We start from the raw sequence: 22,493 nt of genomic DNA, 5'->3' as shown, positions 1-22,493 counted from the left end.
GACAGGGGGGCTAACCCCCGTGCCAAGCCCGCACGGGCTCCCTACCGTGGAACGCATGACCGGAATGGAAGCCCGCGACGCCGAACTCAAGAAGGAACTCGACGCCACCTTGCACGCACGCAAGGAACTGGGCGCCGAGTACGAGTCCGCGCTGGTCGACTCGTTCCTGGAGAAGGTCGAACAGCGCCTCGACGGCGCGGTCGACCGCCGGGTGCGCCGTCAGCTCGCGGAACAGCAGATGGTGGTGGCCCGGGACGCGCGTTCCCCGCAGGGGTCCTCGGACTCCTGGGGCGAGCGCTTCGGCTTCGGGATCGTCTCCCTCGTCCTCGCGGTCCCCCTGTCCGCCATCGGCGGCGGCGTCGCCCAGCTGCCCGGCCTGCTGGTCGCCTGGGTGGGCATCGTCGGCGTCAACGTGGTCCAGGCCGCGCGCTTCTCACCGAATCTCTTCGGGCGGCGCAGGACCAAGCAGGACTCGGACTGGGACGGGTGACGGACGGACACGGGGAGCAGGACCGCACGGCGAACAGCACGGCACGGGGAACAGCGCGGCACGAGAAGCAGAGCAGTAGAGCAGTTGAGCGGTAGAGCAGTCGAGCAGCACGGGAACGCCGAAGGGCCCGGTACCTGAAGCGGTACCGGGCCCTTCGTGAAGCTTGCGCGGGGGCCGCCGCACCCCCGTTGCCGGGGGGCGGGACGACGGCGGTCCCCGCGAGGGACGCGAGCCGGGTCAGGGCCGAGCTGCGCGTCCGTGGCGTCCATGGAGGTCCGGGAGCCGCTCCGGAGGTCCTTGGCGCCGTATCGGTGCCGGCCGGTCCGGGGAGCCGCTCCCGTCCCTGCCGACATCCCTCACTCTGCCGTGCCCGTGTTAAGCGTGTGCTGCGTGGACGTGACGCGCTCGTACCACTTCCACGAAGTTCCGCCGTGACCGCTCACACCGGAAGTCCCGCTCCGGCGTGCGCGGTTCACCGGAGGTTCTACTGCCGGCCACCCTTGGCGAGGAAAGAGAGCAGGTCCTGCCTGCTCACGACGCCGGTGGGCTTGCCCTCGACCAGGACGATCGCGGCGTCGGCCGCGCCGAGCACGGTCATCAGGTCGCCCACCGGTTCGCCGGAGCCGACCTGCGGCAGCGGCGCCGACATGTGCTTCTCCAGCGGGTCGGTGAGGGAGGCCCGCTGGGTGAACAGCGCGTCGAGCAGTTCCCGTTCGACGACGGAGCCCACGACCTCGGCGGCCATCACGTCCGGGTGTCCGGCGCCCGGCTTCACGATCGGCATCTGCGAGACGCCGTACTCGCGCAGCACCTCGATCGCCTCGCCGACCGTCTCGTCGGGGTGCATGTGGACGAGCTGCGGCATGGCGCCGTGCACCTTGTCGCTGAGGACGTCGGCGACGCGGGCGCTGGGGCCCTCGTCCTCCAGGAAGCCGTAGTCGGCCATCCACTCGTCGTTGAAGATCTTGCTGAGGTACCCGCGACCGCTGTCCGGCAGCAGGACGACCACGACGTCGTCGGGGCCGAGCCTTTCGGCCACCCGCAGCGCGGCCACGACGGCCATCCCGCAGGAACCGCCGACGAGCAGGCCCTCCTCCTTGGCGAGGCGCCGGGTCATCTGGAAGGAGTCCTTGTCGGACACGGCGACGATCTCGTCGGCGACGGTCCGGTCGTACGCGGTCGGCCAGAAGTCCTCACCGACGCCCTCGACGAGATACGGGCGCCCGGAGCCGCCGGAGTACACGGACCCCTCGGGGTCGGCGCCGACGACCTGGACCCTGCCGTCGCTGGCGTCCTTCAGGTAGCGGCCGGTGCCGGAGATGGTGCCGCCGGTGCCCACACCCGTGACGAAGTGGGTGATCCGCCCCTCCGTCTGCGTCCACAGCTCAGGGCCGGTGGAGTGATAGTGCGAGGCGGGATTGTCGGGGTTGGAGTACTGGTCGGGCTTCCAGGCTCCGGGCGTCTCACGGACCAGCCGGTCGGAGACGTTGTAGTACGAGTCGGGGTGCTCGGGGTCCACCGCCGTCGGGCAGACGACGACCTCGGCCCCGTACGCGCGCAGCACGTTGATCTTGTCGGTGCTCACCTTGTCGGGGCACACGAAGATGCACTTGTAGCCCTTCGTCTGGGCCACGATGGCAAGGCCCACACCCGTGTTGCCGCTGGTCGGCTCGACGATCGTGCCACCCGGCTGCAGTGCGCCGCTCTTCTCCGCGGCCTCGATCATGCGCAGGGCGATGCGGTCCTTCACGGAGCCGCCGGGGTTGAAGTACTCGACCTTCGCGAGGACGGTCGCCTGGATGCCGGCGGTCACGCTGTTGAGCCTCACCAGCGGGGTGTTGCCGACGAGACTGATCATCGAGTCGTGGAATTGCACCGTTGTCTCCGGAGCTGAAAAGAAATGGTCGGGGTGGTTCCGTCAGCCTAAGCCCCTCCTGGGCGTTCACAGCGCGTTGAGATTGACCGACGGTCTGTACGGGGCAAGGAGTGGGTGTACGGCTAAGAGGAGGTGGCGGCTTCGCATGTCGAGCTTGTCGAGGGCGAGGGTGGCACGGCGGATCGCGGCGGGCGCGGCGTACGGCGGCGGCGGGATCGGGCTGCTGGGCGCGGCGACGGTCGGAGTGGTGCTGGCCGAGGTACAGCTGGCGAAACGGCAGGTGGGTCACGGGCGCAGTCCCCACCCGCCGAGCGCGGACGGCCTGTACGGGTACGCGTACGCCGGTGGGGAGGAACCGCTGCGCCTGACGATGCTCGGTGACTCGACCGCGGCGGGGCAGGGAGTGCACCGGGCCCGGCAGACACCGGGCGCGCTGCTGGCGTCGGGTCTCGCGGCGGTGGCGGAACGGCCGGTACGGCTGCGGAACGTGGCCCTGCCCGGCGCCCAGTCCGACGACCTGGACCGCCAGGTCCGGCTGGTCCTCGCGGATCCGGACGGGCTGCCCGAGGTGTGCGTGATCATGGTCGGCGCCAACGACGTGACGCACCGGATGCCGGCGACGCGGTCGGTCCGGCACCTGTCGGCCGCGGTACGCCGGCTGCGTACGGCCGGTGCGGAGGTGATCGTCGGCACCTGTCCCGACCTGGGCACGATCGAGCCGGTCCACCGGCCGCTGCGGTGGTTCGCGCGGCGGGCCTCACGGCAGCTGGCGGCGGCGCAGACGATCGGCACGGTCGAGCAGGGCGGGCGGACGGTGTCGCTGGGCGACCTGCTGGGGCCGGAGTTCGCGGAGAACCCGCGCGAGCTGTTCGGGCCCGACAGCTACCACCCCTCGGCGGAGGGATACGCGACGGCGGCGATGGCCGTGCTGCCGACGGTGTGTGCGGCGCTGGGGCTGTGGCCGGCGGAGGAGGAGCGTCCGGACGTGTCCCGTCGGGAGGGGTTCCTTCCCGTGGCCCGTGCGGCGGCGGAGGCGGCGTCGGAGCCGGGCACGGAGGTGGCTGCGGCGATGCCTACGGGGCCGCGCGGCCCGTGGGCCCTCCTGAAGCGCCGCCGCCGACGCCGCGTCCCGGCGTCCGACCCGGCCCCGACATCCCCCTGACCGCCCACCGCATGGGGGCTGCGCCCCCTCGCCCCCATTGCGCAGTTCCCCGCGCCCCTGGGGTGCCTGGGGGGCCGCCGCCCCCGCAACGAAGGCCCCGTCCGCCCTTCAGGGGTGCGGGGAACTGCGCGAACAACCCCCACCGGACCCGCAGCCGAACCCGGAGGGCCGGGGCGCAGCCCCGCTCCTCAGGGGCGCGGGGAACTGCGCGGCCCGCCCCCACCGGACCCGCAGCCGAATCCGGGGGGTCCGGGGGCGCAGCCCCTGGGTGCGTGACGGGACGGGTAGGGGCGGCGGGGGCGAGAAAAGCAAGCGCTTGGAAAGTGCGGCCCGAGTCACACGGTCATACCCGTGACCTCACCCGTACGGACGGGTAGCTTCCCAACCAGGTCCGCCCATCCCCCCGCGACGCCAATGGAGCCGTAGATGCCCGAAGCCGTGATCGTCTCGACCGCCCGCTCCCCCATCGGCCGCGCATTCAAGGGCTCCCTCAAGGACCTGCGCCCCGACGACCTCACCGCCACCATCATCCAGGCGGCCCTCGCCAAGGTCCCGGAGCTCGATCCGAAGGACATCGAGGACCTGATGCTCGGCTGCGGCCTCCCCGGCGGCGAGCAGGGCAACAACCTCGGCCGCATCGTGGCCGTGCAGATGGGCATGGACCACCTCCCCGGCTGCACGATCACCCGTTACTGTTCCTCCTCGCTCCAGACGACCCGCATGGCCCTGCACGCCATCAAGGCGGGCGAGGGCGACGTCTTCATCTCGGCGGGCGTCGAGCTGGTGTCGCGCTTCACGAAGGGCAACTCCGACAGCCTCCCGGACACCCACAACCCGCTCTTCGCGGACGCGGAGGCCCGTACCGCCGAGGTCGCCGCGAGCGAGGGCGCGTCCTGGCACGACCCGCGCGAGGACGGCCTGGTCCCGGACGCGTACATCGCGATGGGCCAGACCGCGGAGAACCTCGCCCGGATCAAGGGCGTCACCCGCCAGGACATGGACGAGTTCGGTGTCCGCTCGCAGAACCTCGCCGAGGAAGCTATCAAGAACGGTTTCTGGGAGCGCGAGATCACCCCGGTGACCACCCCGGACGGCACGGTCGTGAGCAAGGACGACGGCCCCCGCGCCGGCGTCACGCTGGACGGCGTCGCGGGCCTCAAGCCCGTCTTCCGCCCCGACGGCCTGGTCACGGCGGCCAACTGCTGCCCGCTGAACGACGGCGCCGCCGCCCTCGTGATCATGTCCGACACGAAGGCCCGCGAGCTCGGTCTGACCCCGCTGGCCCGGATCGTCTCGACCGGCGTCACCGGCCTCTCCCCCGAGATCATGGGCCTCGGCCCGGTGGAGGCGTCGAAGCAGGCCCTCTCCCGCGCCGGCCTGACGGTCGACGACATCGACCTGTTCGAGATCAACGAGGCGTTCGCCGCCCAGGTGATCCCGTCCTACCGCGACCTGGAGATCCCGCTGGAGAAGCTGAACGTGAACGGCGGCGCGATCGCGGTCGGCCACCCCTTCGGCATGACCGGCGCCCGTATCACCGGCACGCTCATCAATTCCCTCCAGTTCCACGACAAGCAGTTCGGCCTGGAGACGATGTGCGTGGGCGGCGGCCAGGGCATGGCGATGGTCATCGAGCGCCTGAGCTGACGCACAAGCACGCTCACCGTAACCGCAGTTGAACGCAGGGTGAACGAAACGACCCGGAGTCCCCCGCCCGACGGGACTCTGGGTCGTTTTGTGATCGAATCTCCCCCAGGATGTGACCTAACTCCCTTCGGGGAAGAATTCACGCAGGTCAGAGCTGGTCCGCAGGTGAACGCCAGGGCTAAAGTCCTGTCCCTTTCGTGACGTTGTGCACTGACAGCTGGTTAGTCCACCCTTCAAGCTGATGTAGGAAGTCGGGGGTCGACTTTGAACCGGGAGTACGTCAGTGAGCACCACGTTTCTCGCTCTGCTGCTCGCCACAGCCACCACCACGGCCGTGGGCGTCGCCGTTCTGCGCACCCTGCTGGCCCTGCGCCGGCAGGTGGCGGCCCTGCACACCGAACTCGCCAGAAGCCGCTCCACGGCCCTCAGCGGCCTCGTACCGGCCGCCCGGGGAGCCGCCGACGCGGAGGAGATACGCGCCGCCGTGGCCGAGGCCCTCGCCGAGGAGCGCGAGCGTGAGCTCGCCGAGGCGCGCGCTTTCTGGGCCGCCCAGGAGGCGCGGGACGCCGGTGACGCGCCGACGCTGCTCGGCCTTCCCGACAGCGAGCTGTTCCTGCCGCGCCAGTCGGACTTCATCGGCCTCGAACACCTGGAGCCGGTGACCGAACCGGCCGCCGACGCCGACGAGTTCTCCGGCGATTCCGCCGAGCTGGCCGCGGCCCGCCGCCGCCACCCCTCGCACCCGGACTTCGTCCCGGTCCAGTCGCCGATGGTGAACGACCACGAGCGCACGGTGTCCTGCCTTGAGGAGCTGGCCGACTCCCGTACGGAGCTGGCGGACGTCCGCCCCGGCCCCCTCGGCACCCTCGACGTGTACGTCTTCGCCGACGGCACCACCCTCTGCATGACGCCCGGCCACCGGGAGACCGCCGAACGCCTCGCGGAGTCCCTGCGCACCGGCCACCCGCCGGTCCTGCTCGGCGGCTCGGGAGTCTCGGGCGCCTACGCGCTCACCTTCGAGTGCGGCCAGGAGAACGTCTACGTGCTCGCGGACCGCGTCATAGCGTCGCTGTAACCCCCCGCGCGACCCTTCGCGCGACCCCCGCGTCGGAGGACGGCCCGCGTCAGACGCCCGCCCTCTTCTGCGCCTCCTCCACGAGCACCAGCGCCTCCGCCAGTTCCTCCTCGGTCCTCAGTACGAGCGCGAGGTCGTGCACGGCCACCGTGATCTGGTCCGCCGACGCGAACATGCCCGCGTCCGGCATCTCCCGGGGTGCCTGCTCGGGGTCCTCAAGCCGCTGGGCGCGCAGGGCCAACTCCCTGGCCAGGCCCAGTGCCTCGGCGGCGGCCCCCCGCTGCAGCCGGCTCTGCGGCGCGGCCCGCAGCCGGTCGGCGAAGTGGTCCACGGCACGGGTCAGCGGCGTCGTATCAAGCACGTCGCGAGACTACGCGTCGCAACCGGACTGTTGCCAATGACCGAACCCTCAGGCACGGTGGCGTGAAGGACCGGCTTACATCCCCTTTGCGTCCGGAGGCGCCGATGTCCCAAGTCTTCTCCGCGGAGACCCATCGCAATCTGCTCGCCCGCATCCCCCACTGCACCGGTCGTGAGATCTCCGACTGGCTGCGCACCGTCGACGAAGGCCCCGCTCTCCACCGCTTCGAGGAGAAGGTCAGCTGGCTCCGTGCCGAGCACGACCTCGCGTACGGCCACGCGAAGGCGATCATCCACGAGTACGACCTGAGGAGGGCCGCGCGCAATCTGCGCTGAGCGCGCGCCTTCACTCCGCTCCGGCACCAAAAGATTGAAGGGCCCCGCGAACCGAGGTTCGCGGGGCCCTTCATCGTGCGCCGTCAGTGCTAGTCGTTGCCACTGAAGATCGCGACCAGCCGCAGCATCTCCAGATAGATCCAGACGAGACTCATGGTCAGACCGAACGCGGCCAGCCATGCCTCGTCACGCGGCGCGCCATAGGCGATACCGTCCTCGATCTGCTTGAAGTCGAGCGTCAGGAAGAACGCGCCCAGGACGATCGCCAGGATGCCGACGATCGCGCCCAGCGGGCCCATGCTGCGCAGCCCGCCGTCGTCGGCGACACCGAAGACGACCAGCAGCAGGTTGACCGCCATGACCAGCACGAAGGCGATCGCGATGGCCATACCGATGCGCGCGTACCTGGCGGTGACGCGGATCCAGCCCGCCTTGTAGATCAGCAGGGTGGCGCCGGAGACGGCCATGGTGCCGAGCACGGCCTGGAAGGGCGCGCCGGACCACCTGCTGTTGTACATCTCGCTGATCACGCCGAGGAACACGCCCTCGAAGGCGGCGTACGCCAGGATCAGCGGGGGTGAGGCCTTGCGCTTGAAGGCCTGGACCAGCGCGAAGACCATCGCGATGAGCGCCGAGCCGATGGCCAGGCCGAAGCTGGTCGACGTGACCGGCAGGAGGACCCAGGCGAGAACGGCACCGACGGTGACGGTACCGAGAGTCAGGGCCGTCCGCGCGACGACGTCGTCCATCGTCATACGGCCGGCGGCGGGCGGGGCCTGCGGCGGTGCGCCGTGCTGCAGGTCCTGCTGTGCGTACGGGTTCTGAGCGTAAGGATTCTGCGCGTACGGGTTGCCGCTCTGCGAGGCGCCGGGGGCACCCTGTGCGTACGGGTTCCCCTGCGTACCGACAGCGGGGCCCCCGGCCTGCGGCGCCGCGTTGAAGCCCGCGTAGCCGTTGTCGCGGCTGAACCCCCGTCGCGAGAAGACCGGGTTGCTGCTCCTCATTTCACTCCTCCATGGCCACCTTGCGCGGCCTTGGCTCAAGAGTAATGGGTAGGCAAAAGAATGCATCCAGTGCCTGAGAGGATCTTTCCCCTCTTGTGACCGGGAACACCGGGTCTCACCCCGGCATTCCCCCTACCGGTAGAACGCCGGTACGTACCGGTCCGGTTCCCCCGCCAGGGGTCCTTCACTCCAGGCGTCACTCCAAGGGGAAACCCGTGTACCCCTCGGCGAGGTCCTGCTCGGCGGCGCGCGCGGAGGCGAGCCGCTCCAGCCGGGCCAGCTGGATCCGGTCCTCGAAGGGCGTGGCCCCGGGCGAGCGGTGCAGCAGCGTCGTCATCTCGTACGAGAACCGCTCGGCCTGCCACACCCGGCGCAGGCAGGTCTGCGAGTAGGTGTCGAGCAGGGCGTCGGAGCCGGTCCCCTCGCGGTGGGCCAGCGCCCGCGCGAAGGTCACGACGTCACCGACCGCGAGGTTCAGGCCCTTGGCGCCGGTCGGCGGCACGATGTGGGCGGCGTCCCCGGCCAGGAAGAGCCGCCCGTGGCGCATCGGCTCGTGGACATGGCTGCGCATCGGAGTGACCGACTTGGCGGTGATGGGCCCCCTGGCCAGCCGCCAGTCGTCGTCCGTCTCGAAGCGGCGCTCCAGCTCGTCCCAGATCTCCTCGTCGCTCCACGACCCGGCGTCCGTGCCCTCGGGCACCTGGAGGTAGAGGCGGGAGACGACGGGCGAGCGCATGGACAGCAGGGCGAAACCGCGGTCGTGCCGGGCGTAGACGAGCTCGTCGTGCGACGGGGGCACGTCGGCGAGGATCCCCAGCCACCCGAAGGGGTACGTCCGCTCGAAGACCTGGGTGAGCTCCTCGGGAATCGCCTTGCGGGCCACACCCCAGAAACCGTCGCACCCGACGACGTACGCGCACTCCAGGACGTCCTCACGCCCCTCGTGCCGGAACCGCACCCGGGGGCTGTCGGTGTCGGCCCCCTCCACGGCCAGCGCCTCCGCCTCGAAGAGCAGCGGGCCGCCCTCCTTGAGCTGCAGCGCGATGAGGTCCTTGCACACCTCGGTCTGGGCGTAGACCATCACGGACCGCCCGCCGGTGAGGGCGGGGAAGTCGATCCGGTGGCGCCTGCGCGCGAACCGCAGCTCGATGCCGTCGTGGCGCAGGCCCTCACGGTCCATACGGGCTCCGGCGCCCGCGGCCCGCAGCACGTCCACCGTTCCCTGCTCCAGGATTCCGGCGCGCTGGCGCTGCTCCACGTAACCGCGGTCGCGGCTCTCCAGTACGACGGAGTCGATCCCCGCGTTGTGCAGCAGCCTCGCCAGCAGCAGGCCGGCCGGTCCGGCCCCGATGATCCCGACGGTGGTACGCATCGACACGCCCCTTCGCGCTCCGACGACTCCCGTGAGCGCCGTCAGCGTAGTTCGCCGCCGTCCGCCGTCGTGAGCCTGTGTTCGCTGGGTGAAGTTTTATTCACCACTTTCGTTCACGTGAGTCTCCGACGGGCGCAACCCGCTGTCAACGGTCGAGTGGTGAAGTCTTCAATGAAGGATGCACCCTTCGTCGGGATACGCCGGGAAGGGCGGGGAAGGCCGAGGAAGGGTGAAAGTGTCGGTGGTGCCCGGAACCGGACTTGAACCGGTACGCCCGTTAAGGGCAGCGAGGTTTAAGCTCGCCGTGTCTGCATTCCACCATCCGGGCAGGCCATGGACTCCGCTTCGAGTGTCCCGAGCCTATCGGGACAGATCCCCCGAACAGCGGTGGGGCGACCCGATGTTGTCTTATTTTATTGGCGTCTGAGGGTGCATCAGCCCACGGTATGCGCCATCCGCACATGCCACGTGCCTTTCGACCTACGCGGGACGCCGCCCGGGGAATGACGTGATTTCACCGCCCGAACGAGCGGAACCTGACGAACCGTCGCCGTTTTGCCCCCGGACCGCTCCCGGCTCGCCCCCGGGTTCGTCCCGCGTCCGTCTCGGGGGCAGGTGTCATCCCCAGGTATGACCCGGGGCCCCGGGGTCCGTCCCCAGGCCCCCTCGGAACCGGAACAGGGGGTGACTACATGGCGGCCGCCGGCGTCGACGATGGAACGGTCGTCCACTCGTCGTCGTACCCACAAGGAGCACCCTTCCGTGACCACCACTCCCCTCGCCGAACGGTCCACCGCGGTGGCCGCCCGCGCCACGGAACTGTCGAAGGTCTACGGACAGGGAGAGACCCAGGTGGTCGCCCTGGACCGGGTCTCCGTCGACTTCCGGCAGGCCGAGTTCACCGCGATCATGGGTCCCTCCGGCTCCGGCAAGTCCACGCTGATGCACTGCGTGGCGGGGCTGGACAGCTTCTCCTCCGGCTCGGTCCGCATCGGTGAGACCGAACTGGGCTCCCTCAAGGACAAGCAGCTGACGAAGTTGCGCCGGGACAAGATCGGCTTCATCTTCCAGGCGTTCAACCTGCTGCCGACTCTGACCGCGCTGGAGAACATCACGCTCCCCATGGACATCGCCGGCCGCAAGCCGGACAAGGAGTGGCTGCACAAGGTGATCGAGATGATCGGTCTGGCCGACCGGCTCTCGCACCGCCCCTCCGAACTGTCCGGCGGGCAGCAGCAGCGCGTGGCCGTGGCGCGTGCGCTGGCGTCCCGGCCGGACATCATCTTCGGCGACGAGCCGACCGGGAACCTGGACTCGCGCGCGGGTGCGGAGGTACTGGGCTTCCTGCGCAACTCCGTACGGGAGCTGGGGCAGACGGTCGTGATGGTCACGCATGACCCGGTGGCGGCGGCGTACGCGGACCGGGTGATCTTCCTCGCGGACGGGCGTGTGGTGGACGAGGTGCACGCGCCTACGGCTGACGCGGTGCTGGACCGCATGAAGCGCTTCGACGCAAAGGGCCGCACCAGTTGACTGGGGCGCCCCCTGAGGCCCCCGCGCCCGAGGCCGACGTCCTCCCCCGGCCCGGCGGGGACGGGCCGCGCAGTTCCTTGCGGCCCGGCGGGGGTGAGCCGCGCCATTCCCTGCGGCCCGGCGGGGGCTGGCCGCGCAGTTCCCCGCGCCCCTAAAGGGGCCCGGCCAGCCCCGACCGACCTGCTCGTGGGGGCGCGGGAAACGACACAACAAGCACCCCAACCGGCCTGCCTTTAGGGGCGCGGGGAACGGCGCGACAAGCCCCCACCGGCCCGCACCCGACGAAGCCACCCCAGCCCACCCCTTCCAAGGGGCGCGGGGAACGGCGCAAAAAGTCCCACCGGCCCGCACCCCACACACCACCCCGACCCCCACGCACAAAGGGGCGCGGGGAACGGCGCAAGAAGCCCCACCGGCCCGCACCCGACACGCGACCCCTGGCCCCCGCTTCCAAGGGGCGCGGGGAACTGCGCGACAAGGCCCGCCGGGTCGCGGCCGAGCAGAGAACACCGCCCGCCCACCCACATCCCACCTGGACTGAGAAGACATGCTCCGTACCGCCCTGCGCAACGTGCTAGCGCACAAGGCCAGGCTCCTGATGACCGTGCTCGCCGTGATGCTGGGCGTGGCGTTCGTCTCCGGCACCCTGGTCTTCACCAACACCATCTCGGACGCGTACCAGAAGAGCTCCGCGAAGGGCTTCGACCAGGTCGACGTGGCCGTCGAGCCGGACTACCCGGACGACGGGCGCGACGACCTCGGCAAGGACCCCGAGCTGTCCCAGGCGCTGCTGGACAAGGCCGCGAAGGCCCCCGGCGCCGAGTCCGCCATTGGCGTGGTCACCGGCTTCACCGCCATCGCCGACAAGGACGGCAAGCTCATCGGCGGCGGCTTCCAGTCGCAGGGCGGCAACTACTGGGGCGACAAGGATCCCCGTTACCCCCTGAAGGACGGCAAGGCTCCGTCCGGCAAGGACGAGGTGGCCATCGACGCCGAGACGGCGAAGCGCGCCGGCTACAAGGTCGGCGACACCGTACGGCTCTCGGTGGACGGCCCGGTCCTCACCCCCACCGTCACCGCGGTCTTCACCACGGACGACGGCAACGTCGCCGCGGGCGGCAGCCTCGCCCTCTTCGACACGGCCACCGCGCAGCAGCTCTTCCACAAGAGTGGCGCGTACGGCGAGATCGATGTGAAGGCGGCCCCGGGCACCAGCCAGACCGCACTGCAGGCGAGCCTGGAAAAGGTCCTCCCGCAGGACCTCACCTCCACCACGACCGGCCAGGAACTCGCCGACGACCAGGCCGAGATGATCGAGGCCGAGATGAGCGGCCTCAAGACGGGCCTGCTGGTCTTCGCCGGTATCGCGCTGTTCGTCGGCACGTTCATCATCGCCAACACCTTCACCATGCTGGTCGCCCAGCGCACCAAGGAGTTGGCGCTGCTGCGCGCGGTGGGCGCCTCCCGCAAGCAGGTCACCCGTTCGGTGCTCCTCGAAGCCTTCCTGGTCGGTACGGTCGCCGCCGTCACGGGCCTGCTGGCCGGTATCGGCATCGGCGCGGGCCTGCGCGGCCTCATGGGTCTGCTGGACGCGACGGTCCCGGCGGGACCGCTGGTCGTCACCCCGGGCACGGTCGGCACGTCGTTCGCCGTCGGCATCCTGATCACGATGCTGGCCGCCTGGCTGCCGGGCCGCCGGGCCGCGCGGATCCCGCCGGTCGCGGCGATGAGCAGTGTGCACGCCACGGCGACGACCAAGTCGCTGGTGCTGCGCAACACCCTCGGTGCGCTGGTCGCGGCGGCGGGCGTCACCGTCGTCCTCTACGCCACGACGATGAACGGATCGGACGGCCAGGCCCCGATGGGCTTCGGCGCGGCGCTGCTGATCGTCGGTGTCTTCATCCTCACGCCGTTGCTGTCCCGCCCGCTGATCGCGGGCGCGGCCCCGGTCCTGCGGATCTTCGGTGTCTCGGGCAAGCTGGCCCGCCAGAACTCCGTACGCAACCCGCGCCGCACCGCCGCCACCGCCTCCGCCCTGATGATCGGACTGACCCTCATCACCGGTATGACGGTGATGGCGGGCAGCCTGCAGAAGGGCATCGACAAGATGGCCACGTCCGCGCTGAAGGCGGACTACGTGGTCTCGATGGCGAACTTCAACGACCTCTCGCCGGACGTCGAGAAGAAGCTCGCGAGGACCGACGGTGTCACCACCATCAGCGCCCTGCGTGACGCGCCCGCGCGCATCGACGGCGACACCGAGTACGTGACCGGTGTGAAGGGCTCCGCGATCGGCGAACTGACCGATCTGAAGGTCGACAACGGTGCCTTCGCGGTCAGCAGGACGCAGGCGGTGGTGGACGACGACACGGCGAAGGACCATGGCTGGAAGGCCGGTTCGACGTTCTCGGTCTCGTACGAGGACGGCAAGAAGCAGCAGCTGACGGTCGCCGGTGTCTACGAGGGCAACCAGATGATCCGCGGCATCATGGTCGACATCGCGACCCTCGCCCCGAACCAGGCGAACCCGGGCGACGCGCAGGTCATGCTGAAGACCTCGGGCGGCACGTCCGACGCGACCAAGGACAAGCTGGAGAAGGCGCTCGGCAACAACCCGGCCGTCAAGGTCCAGGACAAGCAGGACGTCTCCAACGAGATCGCGCAGATGTTCACGCTGATGCTGAACATGCTCTACGGCCTGCTGGCGATGGCCGTCCTCGTCGCCGTCCTCGGCGTGATCAACACCCTCGCCATGTCCGTCTTCGAGCGTTCGCAGGAGATCGGCATGCTCCGCGCGATCGGCCTCGACCGCAAGGGCATCAAGCGGATGGTCCGTCTGGAGTCCCTGGTGATCTCCCTGTTCGGCGGAGTGCTCGGCGTGGGCCTGGGCGTGTTCTTCGGCTGGGCCGCGGGTGAGCTGGCGGGCGCCAGGATGCCGACGTACGAGCTGGTGCTGCCCTGGGACCGGATGGCCGTCTTCCTGCTCCTGGCCGCGGTGGTCGGTGTCCTGGCCGCGCTGTGGCCGGCCCGCCGGGCGGCACGTCTGAACATGCTGTCGGCGATCAAGGCCGAATAGTCACCGCGCGACGCACCGCACGAAGCACCGCGCGACGTACGACGCACGACGCAACGCACGAAGACCGCACGACGCGGGTGGGCCCCGTTCCGATGCCACGGAACAGGGCCCACCGGCATGAACGGACCGCTCAGTTCCAGGTACGCGCCCGCAGCGGCATGCCCGACGCGCCGGAGCCGGGCGTCCGTACCGCCAGCACCTGGTTGACGCCGATGCGATTGCGTTCGAAGGCGAGCGCCGATGCGGCCATGTAGAGGCGCCAGACGCGGGCCCGGCCGGGGCTGGTGAGCTTGACGGCCCGCGGCCACTCCGCCTCCAGGTTGGCCACCCAGCGGCGCAGGGTGAGCGCGTAGTGCTCCCGGATCGACTCGACGTCACGCACCTCGAACCCGGCACTCTCCAGCTGGGTCACGGTCTCGCCGATCGGCGCGAGCTCCCCGTCGGGGAAGACGTACGCGTCGATGAACTCGTCGATCTCGTACGCCGCTTCGTCGCGCCACGGCCGGCGCCCGATCTGGTGGTTCAGCAGCCGCCCGCCCGGCTTGAGGAGGGCGAACAGATCCTGCGCGTACTCCAGATAGCGTTCGCTGCCGACGTGTTCGGCCATCCCGATGGAGGAGATGGCGTCGTACGGACCGTCGCCGACGTCCCGGTAGTCCTGGACGCGGATCTCGACCCGGTCGGTGAGCCCTTCCTCCGCGACGCGCTTACGGGCGTACGCGGCCTGCTCCTGCGACAGCGTGACGCCGACGACGCTCACGCCGTACTCACGGGCCGCGTGGATGGCCATCGAGCCCCAGCCGCAGCCGACGTCGAGCAGCCGCATGCCCGGCTTCAGCTCCAGCTTGCGGGCGATGAGGCCGAGCTTGTCGCGCTGGGCGTCCTCCAGGGTGCCGTCCGGGGACTCCCAGTAGGCGCACGAGTAGACCATGGACGGCCCGAGGACGATCTCGTAGAAGTCGTTGCCCACGTCGTAGTGGTGGCTGATCGCGCGCCGGTCGCTGCGCTTGGTGTGCAGATGGGAGAGCTGGGACCGTCTGCGCACCTCCTCGCGGGGCGGGGCGGGCGGCAGCGGCGAGCCCGCCATCCGTACGAGCCCGCGCACGGCGGACCGTACGTCGGGGTCACGCAGGGACTGGGCCAGGGTCCTGGCGTCCTCCCCGCGCTCCCAGACCATCTCGGCCACCGCGTCCAGTACGGCGTACAGGTCGCCGTCCACCGTGAGGTCACCGGCGACCCAGGCCCTCGCCAGGCCCAATTCCCCGGGCTTCCACAGGAGTCGGCGCAGCGCCCGCCGGTTCCTTACGACGAGCACGGGTGTGCCCGGCGGTCCCGCTTCCGAACCGTCCCAGGCACGAATCCGCACCGGGAGCGGGGCTCCCAGCAGCTGTTCCATCAGCGCCTTGAGCCGAAGCGCCGCGTCCTGCATGACGCACACCTCCGTGACGAGGAATTCCACAAACTCCAACACCACGTAAACACCAACGGGGCCGGAGCGCAGTCCCGCGAAAGCGTCATGTTCGAGCAAAATACATGCAGACACCACGTACTAACCGGGTGGTGTTCGGCGCACCCCTGGGGGCTGCGCCCCCAGACCCCCCGTCGCGCTCACGCGCTCGTCCTCAGACGCCGGACGGGCTGAAAGGCATCTTTCAGCCCGTCCGGCGTTTGAGGACCGGGGGTTCGGGGGCGGAGCCCCCGAGGCAGGTACGGGAACGGGTAGGGGCGGCGGGGGCGAAAAACGCCGAAGGGACCCCCCGCACCACGGATGGCGGGGAGCCCCTTCGGAGCAGGCGAACTGGACGGTGACCGGAGGTCAGGAGGCCTTCGCCTTCTCCTCGGTCTTCGTGGCGGCAGCAACCGCAGGCGCCGGCGCCGGCTTCGCAGCCTCGTAGAACTCCTCGCGAGGAGTCTCCATCGCACCGAGCGAGACGACCTCACGCTTCAGGAACACGGCCAGCGTCCAGTCCGCGAAGACCCGGATCTTCCGGTTCCAGGTCGGCATGGCCAGCCCGTGGTACCCACGGTGCATGTACCAGGCCAGCCGCCCCTTGAGCTTGATCTTCATCTTGCCCACGACGATGAACGCGACGCCCTTGTGCAGCCCCAGCCCGGCGACCGCACCCTTGTTGGCGTGGCTGTACTCCTTCTGCGGGAAGCCCCGCATACCGGAGATCACGTTGTCGCCGAGAACCCGCGCCTGACGCAGCGCGTGCTGGGCGTTCGGCGGGCACCAGGCGTTCTCGTTGCCGGCCTTGCGGCCGACGAGGTCCGGCACCTGGGCGTTGTCGCCCGCGGACCAGATGTAGTCCGTGCCCTGCACCTGGAGGGTCGTCCCGGTGTCCACGTGACCACGAGGGCCGAGTGGCAGGCCGAAGCGGGAGAGCACCGGGTTGGGCTTGACGCCGGCCGTCCACACGATCGTGCTGGAGTCGACCTCAAGGCCGTTCTTCAGGACGACGTGGCCGTCGACGCAGGAGTCCATGGAGGTGGAGAGGTAGACCTCGACCCCACGCCCTTCGAGGTGCTCCTTGCCGTACTGGCCGAGCTTGGGGCCGACCTCGGGGAGGATCTTGTCCGCGGCGTCGACGAGGATGAAGCGCATGTCCTCGCGCGAGACGTTGTTGTAGTACTTGGCCGCGTCCCGGGCCATGTCCTCGACCTCGCCGATGGTCTCCGCGCCTGCGAAGCCACCGCCGACGAAGACGAAGGTCAGCGCCTTGCGGCGGACGTCCTCGTCCGTCGTGGAGTCGGCCTTGTCGAGCTGCTCAAGGACGTGGTTGCGCAGGCCGATGGCCTCCTCGATGCCCTTCATGCCGATGCCCTGCTCGGCGAGGCCGGGGATCGGGAAGGTGCGGGAGACCGCGCCCATCGCGATGACGAGGTAGTCGAAGGGCAGCTCGTACGCCTCGCCCACGAGGGGGGCGATCGTGGCGACCTTGCGGTCCTGGTCGATGGTCGTGACCCGGCCGGTGAGGACTTCCGCCTTGGGCAGCACGCGTCGCAGCGGGACGACGACGTGCCGAGGCGAGATGCTGCCTGCGGCTGCTTCGGGGAGGAAGGGCTGGTAGGTCATGTACGACCGGGGGTCGACGACCGTGACGGTCGCCTCGCCGTAGCGCATCTTCTTGAGGATGCGCCGAGCTGCGTACAGGCCTACGTACCCACCGCCTACTACGAGGATCCTGGGACGCTCCGTGGTGCTCATGCCATCGAGTATCCACCTGTCCCAGGGGGGTCGCTCGTGCGCCCCTTCACAAGCTTCTTCACACCCTCTGCTACACTGCGCCGCCCACGTGACCCAGGTCATGTTCCGGCAGGGGAACCAGCGCGTGCCGCGACCCGTTGTCAATGCCGCCTGAGCTGCTGCTCCGGCCCTTCCGCGGCTTTGGACCAGTCCCCCTCTTCACGTGATCGCAGCACCCGTGAAACAGGCCGTTGATCATGCGTTGCGGGCTGTCGGGGGCCCCGGAGTACCCGGAGGGAGCAAAACCTCCCTCAACAGGGCCGATTCTCTTGTGAAGAACTTCACGAAGTTTCTCGCGGGGCTGCCGCGAAGGTCGTTTCCAAGGCCTCTCCAGGCCCCTCAAGTGCGCTCATACGGTGTCGGACCTGCTCAGCCGAGGCCCCTGCCGCAGGACGGAAGAGGCCTCGGACCGGGCCCGGTTCAGGCCAGGGACCACGCGATGCCGTCGAGGATGTCGTGCTCGCTCACGACGACCTCCCGCGCACCGGTCCGCTCCATGATCGCGAGGAGTACGAGGGCGCCCGCGCCGATGACGTCGACACGGCCCGGATGCATCGAGGGGATCTCCGCGCGCTCGGCGTGCGTGGCGGCGAGCAGCCGCTCGGTGATCTCGCGGACGCGGTCCACGGGGACCCGGGAGTGGTGGATGGCCTCGGAGTCGTACTCCGCGAGCCCCAGGGCGATCGCCGCGACCGTGGTGACGGAGCCCGCGAGCCCGACCAGCGTGCGGGCCTCCCGCAGGGGCACGGACTCCTCGGCGAGGTCGAGGGCCGCCTCGATGTCGGCGCGGATCGCCCGGACCTGCTCCCCGGTCGGCGGGTCGGTGACCACGCCGTCCCGGACCAGGTGGCGTTCCGTCATCCGTACGCAGCCGATGTCCACGGAGCGGGCGCCGCGCACGTGGTCGTCGCCGACGACGAACTCGGTGGAGCCGCCGCCGATGTCCACCACCAGATAGGGCTTGGCCAGGTCGTCACGGCCCGTCAGTTCCTTCGTGGCGCCCGTGAACGAGAACTCGGCCTCCTGGCCGCCGGAGATCACCTCGGGCTCCACGCCCAGGATGTCGAGGACACCGCGCACGAAGTCGTCGCGGTTCTCGGCGTCGCGGGAGGCGGAGGTGGCCACGAAGCGCAGGCGCTCCGCGCCGTGCTCCTTGATGACCTCGGCGTACTCGCGGCAGGCCGCGAACGTGCGGTCCAGGGCCTCGGGGGCGAGGCGGCCCGTGCGGTCGACGCCCTGTCCGAGGCGGACGATCGTCATGCGGCGGTCGAGGTCGACGAGTTCGCCGGTGTCGGGGTCCGCGTCCGCGACGAGGAGGCGGATGGAGTTGGTGCCGCAGTCGACGGCGGCCACGCGAGTCTTGATGGTGATCTCCTGTACCCAGTCGTTCGTCCCGCTCAGGGGCTCCGCCCCCGAACCCCCGCTTGCGCAGTTCCCCGCGCCCCTGAAAAGCCGCGCCGTCGCCGACCCCCCTAAAAGATTGCGCCGTTCCCCGCGCCCCTAACAAGCTGCGCCGTTTTCCGCGCCCCCCTAAAAAGCTGCGCCGTTCCCCGCGCCCCCCGAAAGACTGCGCCGTTCCCCGCGCCCCTGGATGCCCAGGGGCCGCGGCGATGAAAGGCAGGGGCGCAGCCCCGTCTTTCAGGGGCGCGGGGAACTGCGCGGTCAGCCCCCACCGGACCGGCAGCCGACGACACGCCCCGCCGGCTCAGGGGCCCGCAGCCGACAGCGCACCCCGAACCCCCCGGTTCACCCCGCCGGAGGCACGACGCACGCCCCCTTGCGCCACCACTCCGGCAGCATCGCGATCGCCTCGTCCCCCAGGGGGTTCACCCCCGGCCCCGCGGCCAGCGAGTGCGCGACCAGGACGTGCAGGCACTTCACCCGGTCCGGCATCCCGCCCGCGCTGGGGAATCCTTCGAGCACGTCGATGGCGTCGCGCCGCGCGATGTAGTCCTCGTGCGCGGCCCGGTACGCCTCGGCCAGTTCGGGGTCCGTGGCGAGCCGGTCCGTCATCTCCTTCATGACGCCGTTCGCCTCCAGCGTGCCGATGGCGGAGGCCGCACGCGGGCACGTCAGGTAGTACGTCGTGGGGAACGGCGTCCCGTCGGGCAGCCGGGGGGCCGTCTCGACGACGTCGGGCTGTCCGCACGGACAGCGGTGCGCGATCGCGCGCAGCCCGCGCGGCGGCCGCCCGAGCTGCTGCTTGAAGGCCTCGACGTCGGCGTCGGTGGGCTCGGTGCGCGGTGTGGGCGGCGGGGGCGTTTCCATGCCTTGGCTCTGTGTCCTTCTGGTTCAGTTCACTGGTCGGAGGCGTCGGCCTTGTCGACGCCGTCCCAGACGTTGGCGTACCAGGCCCGGTCGGCGGCCGTCCGGTCCGTACGCGTCTTCTTCGCCGCGTCGGGGTCGATCACGATGAAGCCGGTCTCGCCCGGCATCACGTAGTGCAGCCGTTCCCGGATGCGCTGCTCGGCGTACGCGTCGTCCTGCCAGCGCGCCTTGAGGTCGCGCAGTTCCTCGACGCGTTCGCGGGCCTGCTCCCGTTCGCGTTGCAGATCGGCGACCTCGGCACGCTGGGAGACGTACTGCCTTATGGGATAGGCGAGGGCCACGACGAGCGAGCAGAGGACGAGGGCGAGGAGCGCCGCGCGGCCGGTCAGCCGGGAGCGGCGGGCCTGGCGTTTGGTCTGGGAGCGGTAGACGCGGGCGGCGGTCTGCTCGCCGAGCACCCGCAGCCTGGTCGCGGTGGAGAACCGGTCACGGTCCTTCACGGCCATCTGTCCCGCCTCCCCGATACGTACGTACGTCCCCGCACACGGTACGGGACCGGGTACGGGGACGTACGTACGACGCTGCCTACGAGGGTGTTCAGCCCTTGAAGCGGGGGAAGGCCGAGCGGCCCGCGTACACCGCGGCGTCGTCGAGGATCTCCTCGATGCGCAGCAGCTGGTTGTACTTGGCGACGCGGTCCGAGCGGGCCGGGGCGCCGGTCTTGATCTGGCCGCAGTTCACCGCGACCGCGAGGTCGGCGATGGTGACGTCCTCGGTCTCGCCGGAGCGGTGGGACATCATGCACTTGAAGCCGTTGCGCTGGGCCATCTCGACGGCGTCGAGGGTCTCGGTCAGCGAACCGATCTGGTTGACCTTGACCAGCAGGGCGTTGGCGGAGCCCTCCTCGATGCCGCGGGCGAGGCGCTCGGGGTTGGTGACGAAGAGGTCGTCGCCGACGATCTGGACCTTGGAGCCCAGCTTCTCGGTGATGACGTTCCAGCCGGCCCAGTCGTCCTCGTACAGCGGGTCCTCGATGGAGACGAGCGGGTACGCGGAGACGAGCTCCTCGTAGTACTCGGTCATCTCGGCGGCCGAGCGGGACTTGCCCTCGAACTCGTACTTGCCGTCCTTGTAGAACTCGGACGCGGCGACGTCGAGCGCGAGGGCGACCTGCTCGCCGGGGGTGTAGCCGGCTTCCTTGATGGCTTCGACGATGAGGTCGAGGGCCGCACGGTTGGAGTCGAGGTTCGGGGCGAAGCCGCCCTCGTCGCCGAGACCGGTGGACAGGCCGCGGCTCTTCAGGACCTTCTTGAGGGTGTGGTAGACCTCGGCGCCCCAGCGGACGGCCTCGGAGAAGGACTCCGCGCCGATCGGGGCGATCATGAATTCCTGGATGTCGACGTTCGAGTCGGCGTGCGACCCGCCGTTCAGGATGTTCATCATCGGGACGGGCAGCAGGTGCGCGTTCGGTCCGCCCAGGTAGCGGAAGAGCGGCAGGTCGCTGGCCTCGGAGGCGGCGTGCGCGACGGCGAGGGAGACGCCGAGGATGGCGTTGGCGCCGAGCGAGCCCTTGTTGTCGGTGGCGTCCAGGTCGATCATCGCCTGGTCGATGAGGCGCTGCTCGGTGGCGTCGTAGCCGACGAGCTCCGGGCCGATCTGCTCGATGACGGCGAGGACGGCCTTCTCGACACCCTTGCCGAGGTAGCGGTTGGGGTCTCCGTCACGGAGCTCGACTGCTTCGAAGGCACCGGTGGAGGCACCGGACGGAACGGCGGCACGACCCGTGCTGCCGTCGTCGAGGCCGACCTCGACCTCGACCGTGGGGTTGCCTCGGGAGTCCAGGATTTCCCGGGCTACGACGACGTCGATGGACGGCACGAGCATCTCCTTATGGGGTGTGACACAAGCTGTGCCGGGCCGGAGGCCCGGTTGCGCGCAGGCCGTGGTGGCCCCGCGGGATGAGCCTAACCGGCTGCCGGGGATCGGCCAGCCCTCGACCGCCTCCTGGACAGAACCGAGAGGAAATTGTTTCCGAACGGAACAAAGACACGGGCCGAAAGAACGGGCACAAAAAAGCCCCGCCCCGGTGCGTACGGGGGAACACGCACCGGAACGGGGGAGCCCGTGGGGGACGGGGGTGACCCTCACGAGGCCTCCACTATGAAGGACACGGATGTGAGGGCGCTGTGGTTCAGTCGCGATCCGGATGTGGACCGGACCTCCGGTCGGGGCCGAGCGGCCAGTGCCTCGACCGGAGGTGTCGTCCGCAGCGATGTCCGGACCGCCGAAGCGGGGACGCGACGTTCCCGGGTGGGTCGGCCGACGTGCGGCCGAGGTCAGCTGAGGTGCAGCTGCTGACCCGGGAAGATGAAGTCGGCGTCGTCGACGATGTCGTCGTTCAGCTTGTACAGCTTCGCCCAGCCGCCCTTGACGTTCTTCTTGTCGGCGATCTCGCTGAGGGTGTCGCCCTTGACGACCTTGTACTCGCCGTCGCCCTTCTTGACCTTCTTGCCGGTCGGGGTCTCGACGGTCTTCTTGGCCGCCGGACGCTCCTGCGAACGCGAGGCGCGCTCCTCGGAGGACTGCGAGTTCTGCTGCTGCGGCTGCGAGGCGCTCTGGTCGGAGCCGCTGGAGCTGTTGGAGCCCGACGGAGCGGTGGAGCCGCCGGTCGAGGCGCCGGACAGGCCCACGCCACAGCTCGGCCAGGCACCCTTGCCCTGGCTCGCGAGAACCTTCTCGGCGACGGCTATCTGCTGGGACTTGGACGCCTGGTCGGCGGTGGAGGCGTACGAGCTGCCGCCGTACGCGGCCCAGGTGGAGGACGAGAACTGCAGTCCGCCGTAGTAGCCGTTGCCGGTGTTGATCGACCAGTTGCCGCCGGACTCGCACTGGGCGACGGTGTCCCACTCGGAGGCGGTGGCGGCGGAGGCTCCCGTGGCGCCCATCAGCGGGACGGCGACGGCGGCGGTGGTGACACCGGCCAGCGTGGCGATACGGGTGGCCTTGGACGGGCGACGGTGCTTGCCCTTGCTCGAAAGCAGCATGAA

General features: G+C 70.1%; 18 protein-coding genes and 1 tRNA gene. 7 read left to right on the top strand and 12 right to left on the bottom strand.

Translation table 11 applies throughout. From position 1 onward, the window contains the following. Positions 1–55: 55 nt before the first annotated feature. A complete protein-coding gene (locus tag C6Y14_RS07245) occupies positions 56–490 on the top strand; it encodes a hypothetical protein (RefSeq protein ID WP_199854657.1) in 435 nt (144 codons plus the stop codon). Between the two features lie 484 nt (positions 491–974). Here C6Y14_RS07245 and C6Y14_RS07240 read toward each other — a convergent pair whose 3' ends face one another. Further along, entirely contained in the window at positions 975–2,366 is a 1,392-nt protein-coding gene (locus tag C6Y14_RS07240; RefSeq protein WP_107015656.1) for a cystathionine beta-synthase, read from the bottom strand. Between the two features lie 145 nt (positions 2,367–2,511). Between C6Y14_RS07240 and C6Y14_RS07235 the strand changes: the two genes are divergently transcribed. The 3 genes from C6Y14_RS07235 (at position 2,512) to C6Y14_RS07225 (ending at position 6,250) form a co-directional block, all read left to right on the top strand. Beyond that, positions 2,512–3,528, top strand: a complete 1,017-nt coding sequence (locus tag C6Y14_RS07235) for an SGNH/GDSL hydrolase family protein (RefSeq protein WP_199854656.1) — start codon at positions 2,512–2,514, stop codon at positions 3,526–3,528. Positions 3,529–3,954: 426 nt separating this feature from the next. Further along, a complete protein-coding gene (locus C6Y14_RS07230) occupies positions 3,955–5,175 on the top strand; it encodes an acetyl-CoA C-acetyltransferase (RefSeq protein ID WP_107015654.1) in 1,221 nt (406 codons plus the stop codon). Positions 5,176–5,458: 283 nt separating this feature from the next. Further along, a complete protein-coding gene (locus C6Y14_RS07225) occupies positions 5,459–6,250 on the top strand; it encodes a hypothetical protein (protein ID WP_107015653.1) in 792 nt (263 codons plus the stop codon). A 49-nt stretch (positions 6,251–6,299) separates the two neighbouring features. Here the strand turns inward: C6Y14_RS07225 and C6Y14_RS07220 are convergent, their stop codons facing one another. Next, positions 6,300–6,611 carry a hypothetical protein gene (locus tag C6Y14_RS07220; protein ID WP_199854655.1) on the bottom strand — a complete coding sequence of 104 codons (312 nt, stop codon included), beginning with the start codon at positions 6,609–6,611 and terminating at the stop codon, positions 6,300–6,302. A 104-nt stretch (positions 6,612–6,715) separates the two neighbouring features. Between C6Y14_RS07220 and C6Y14_RS07215 the strand changes: the two genes are divergently transcribed. Next, entirely contained in the window at positions 6,716–6,946 is a 231-nt protein-coding gene (locus C6Y14_RS07215; RefSeq protein WP_107015651.1) for a DUF4287 domain-containing protein, read from the top strand. Positions 6,947–7,035: 89 nt separating this feature from the next. On the opposite strand, the gene C6Y14_RS07210 is transcribed toward C6Y14_RS07215, so the two are convergent. The 3 genes from C6Y14_RS07210 to C6Y14_RS07200 all read right to left on the bottom strand — a co-directional run bounded on the left by C6Y14_RS07210 (position 7,036) and on the right by C6Y14_RS07200 (position 9,650). Then, positions 7,036–7,950 (bottom strand): Bax inhibitor-1/YccA family protein, encoded by a 915-nt coding sequence (locus tag C6Y14_RS07210; protein ID WP_107015650.1) that lies wholly within the window; start codon positions 7,948–7,950, stop codon positions 7,036–7,038. A 196-nt stretch (positions 7,951–8,146) separates the two neighbouring features. Further along, the gene (locus tag C6Y14_RS07205; RefSeq protein ID WP_107015843.1) at positions 8,147–9,322 is read right to left on the bottom strand and encodes a 4-hydroxybenzoate 3-monooxygenase; all 1,176 of its coding nucleotides are present in this window, start codon (positions 9,320–9,322) and stop codon (positions 8,147–8,149) included. Between the two features lie 242 nt (positions 9,323–9,564). Beyond that, a tRNA-Leu gene (locus C6Y14_RS07200) sits at positions 9,565–9,650 on the bottom strand. 434 nt (positions 9,651–10,084) lie between these two features. Between C6Y14_RS07200 and C6Y14_RS07195 the strand changes: the two genes are divergently transcribed. Together C6Y14_RS07195 and C6Y14_RS07190 are read left to right on the top strand one after the other, a co-directional pair. Next, positions 10,085–10,855, top strand: coding sequence for an ABC transporter ATP-binding protein (locus C6Y14_RS07195; RefSeq protein WP_107015649.1), 771 nt, complete (start codon positions 10,085–10,087; stop codon positions 10,853–10,855). Between the two features lie 547 nt (positions 10,856–11,402). Next, positions 11,403–13,931, top strand: a complete 2,529-nt coding sequence (locus C6Y14_RS07190) for an ABC transporter permease (protein WP_107015648.1) — start codon at positions 11,403–11,405, stop codon at positions 13,929–13,931. 130 nt (positions 13,932–14,061) lie between these two features. On the opposite strand, the gene C6Y14_RS07185 is transcribed toward C6Y14_RS07190, so the two are convergent. The 7 genes from C6Y14_RS07185 to C6Y14_RS07155 all read right to left on the bottom strand — a co-directional run bounded on the left by C6Y14_RS07185 (position 14,062) and on the right by C6Y14_RS07155 (position 22,490). Further along, entirely contained in the window at positions 14,062–15,360 is a 1,299-nt protein-coding gene (locus C6Y14_RS07185) for an SAM-dependent methyltransferase (protein ID WP_107015842.1), read from the bottom strand. Positions 15,361–15,747: 387 nt separating this feature from the next. Beyond that, positions 15,748–17,139 (bottom strand): NAD(P)/FAD-dependent oxidoreductase, encoded by a 1,392-nt coding sequence (locus C6Y14_RS07180; protein ID WP_107015647.1) that lies wholly within the window; start codon positions 17,137–17,139, stop codon positions 15,748–15,750. 459 nt (positions 17,140–17,598) lie between these two features. Continuing rightward, positions 17,599–18,543 (bottom strand): Ppx/GppA phosphatase family protein, encoded by a 945-nt coding sequence (locus C6Y14_RS07175; RefSeq protein WP_107015646.1) that lies wholly within the window; start codon positions 18,541–18,543, stop codon positions 17,599–17,601. 381 nt (positions 18,544–18,924) lie between these two features. Next, positions 18,925–19,446: a DUF501 domain-containing protein gene (locus tag C6Y14_RS07170; protein WP_107015645.1), complete on the bottom strand. Its 522-nt coding sequence runs from the start codon at positions 19,444–19,446 to the stop codon at positions 18,925–18,927. A gap of 29 nt (positions 19,447–19,475) precedes the next feature. Beyond that, on the bottom strand, positions 19,476–19,952 hold the full coding sequence (locus tag C6Y14_RS07165; RefSeq protein WP_107015644.1) for an FtsB family cell division protein: 477 nt from the start codon (positions 19,950–19,952) through the stop codon (positions 19,476–19,478). Positions 19,953–20,043: 91 nt separating this feature from the next. Next, positions 20,044–21,330, bottom strand: coding sequence for a phosphopyruvate hydratase (gene eno, locus C6Y14_RS07160; protein WP_107015643.1), 1,287 nt, complete (start codon positions 21,328–21,330; stop codon positions 20,044–20,046). A 452-nt stretch (positions 21,331–21,782) separates the two neighbouring features. Then, positions 21,783–22,490, bottom strand: coding sequence for a LysM peptidoglycan-binding domain-containing protein (locus tag C6Y14_RS07155; RefSeq protein ID WP_107015642.1), 708 nt, complete (start codon positions 22,488–22,490; stop codon positions 21,783–21,785). Positions 22,491–22,493: the final 3 nt, after the last annotated feature.

Source organism: Streptomyces dioscori, from assembly GCF_003024195.1.
Classification (GTDB): Bacteria; Actinomycetota; Actinomycetes; order Streptomycetales; family Streptomycetaceae; genus Streptomyces; species Streptomyces dioscori.
Note: the sequence above shows the minus strand (reverse complement) of the source record. Positions and strands in the feature narration are given on the sequence as shown.

Excerpts from the sequence above, each read along its gene's own strand:
- C6Y14_RS07245 (WP_199854657.1), top strand. The coding sequence starts at position 56 with ATGACCGGAATGGAAGCCCGCGACGCCGAACTCAAGAAGGAACTCGAC.
- C6Y14_RS07235 (WP_199854656.1), top strand. The coding sequence starts at position 2,512 with ATGTCGAGCTTGTCGAGGGCGAGGGTGGCACGGCGGATCGCGGCGGGC.
- C6Y14_RS07230 (WP_107015654.1), top strand. The coding sequence starts at position 3,955 with ATGCCCGAAGCCGTGATCGTCTCGACCGCCCGCTCCCCCATCGGCCGC.
- C6Y14_RS07215 (WP_107015651.1), top strand. The coding sequence starts at position 6,716 with ATGTCCCAAGTCTTCTCCGCGGAGACCCATCGCAATCTGCTCGCCCGC.
- C6Y14_RS07210 (WP_107015650.1), bottom strand. The coding sequence starts at position 7,950 with ATGAGGAGCAGCAACCCGGTCTTCTCGCGACGGGGGTTCAGCCGCGAC.
- C6Y14_RS07205 (WP_107015843.1), bottom strand. The coding sequence starts at position 9,322 with ATGCGTACCACCGTCGGGATCATCGGGGCCGGACCGGCCGGCCTGCTG.
- C6Y14_RS07190 (WP_107015648.1), top strand. The coding sequence starts at position 11,403 with ATGCTCCGTACCGCCCTGCGCAACGTGCTAGCGCACAAGGCCAGGCTC.
- C6Y14_RS07185 (WP_107015842.1), bottom strand. The coding sequence starts at position 15,360 with ATGCAGGACGCGGCGCTTCGGCTCAAGGCGCTGATGGAACAGCTGCTG.
- C6Y14_RS07180 (WP_107015647.1), bottom strand. The coding sequence starts at position 17,139 with ATGAGCACCACGGAGCGTCCCAGGATCCTCGTAGTAGGCGGTGGGTAC.
- C6Y14_RS07170 (WP_107015645.1), bottom strand. The coding sequence starts at position 19,446 with ATGGAAACGCCCCCGCCGCCCACACCGCGCACCGAGCCCACCGACGCC.
- C6Y14_RS07165 (WP_107015644.1), bottom strand. The coding sequence starts at position 19,952 with ATGGCCGTGAAGGACCGTGACCGGTTCTCCACCGCGACCAGGCTGCGG.
- eno (WP_107015643.1), bottom strand. The coding sequence starts at position 21,330 with ATGCTCGTGCCGTCCATCGACGTCGTCGTAGCCCGGGAAATCCTGGAC.
- C6Y14_RS07155 (WP_107015642.1), bottom strand. The coding sequence starts at position 22,490 with ATGCTGCTTTCGAGCAAGGGCAAGCACCGTCGCCCGTCCAAGGCCACC.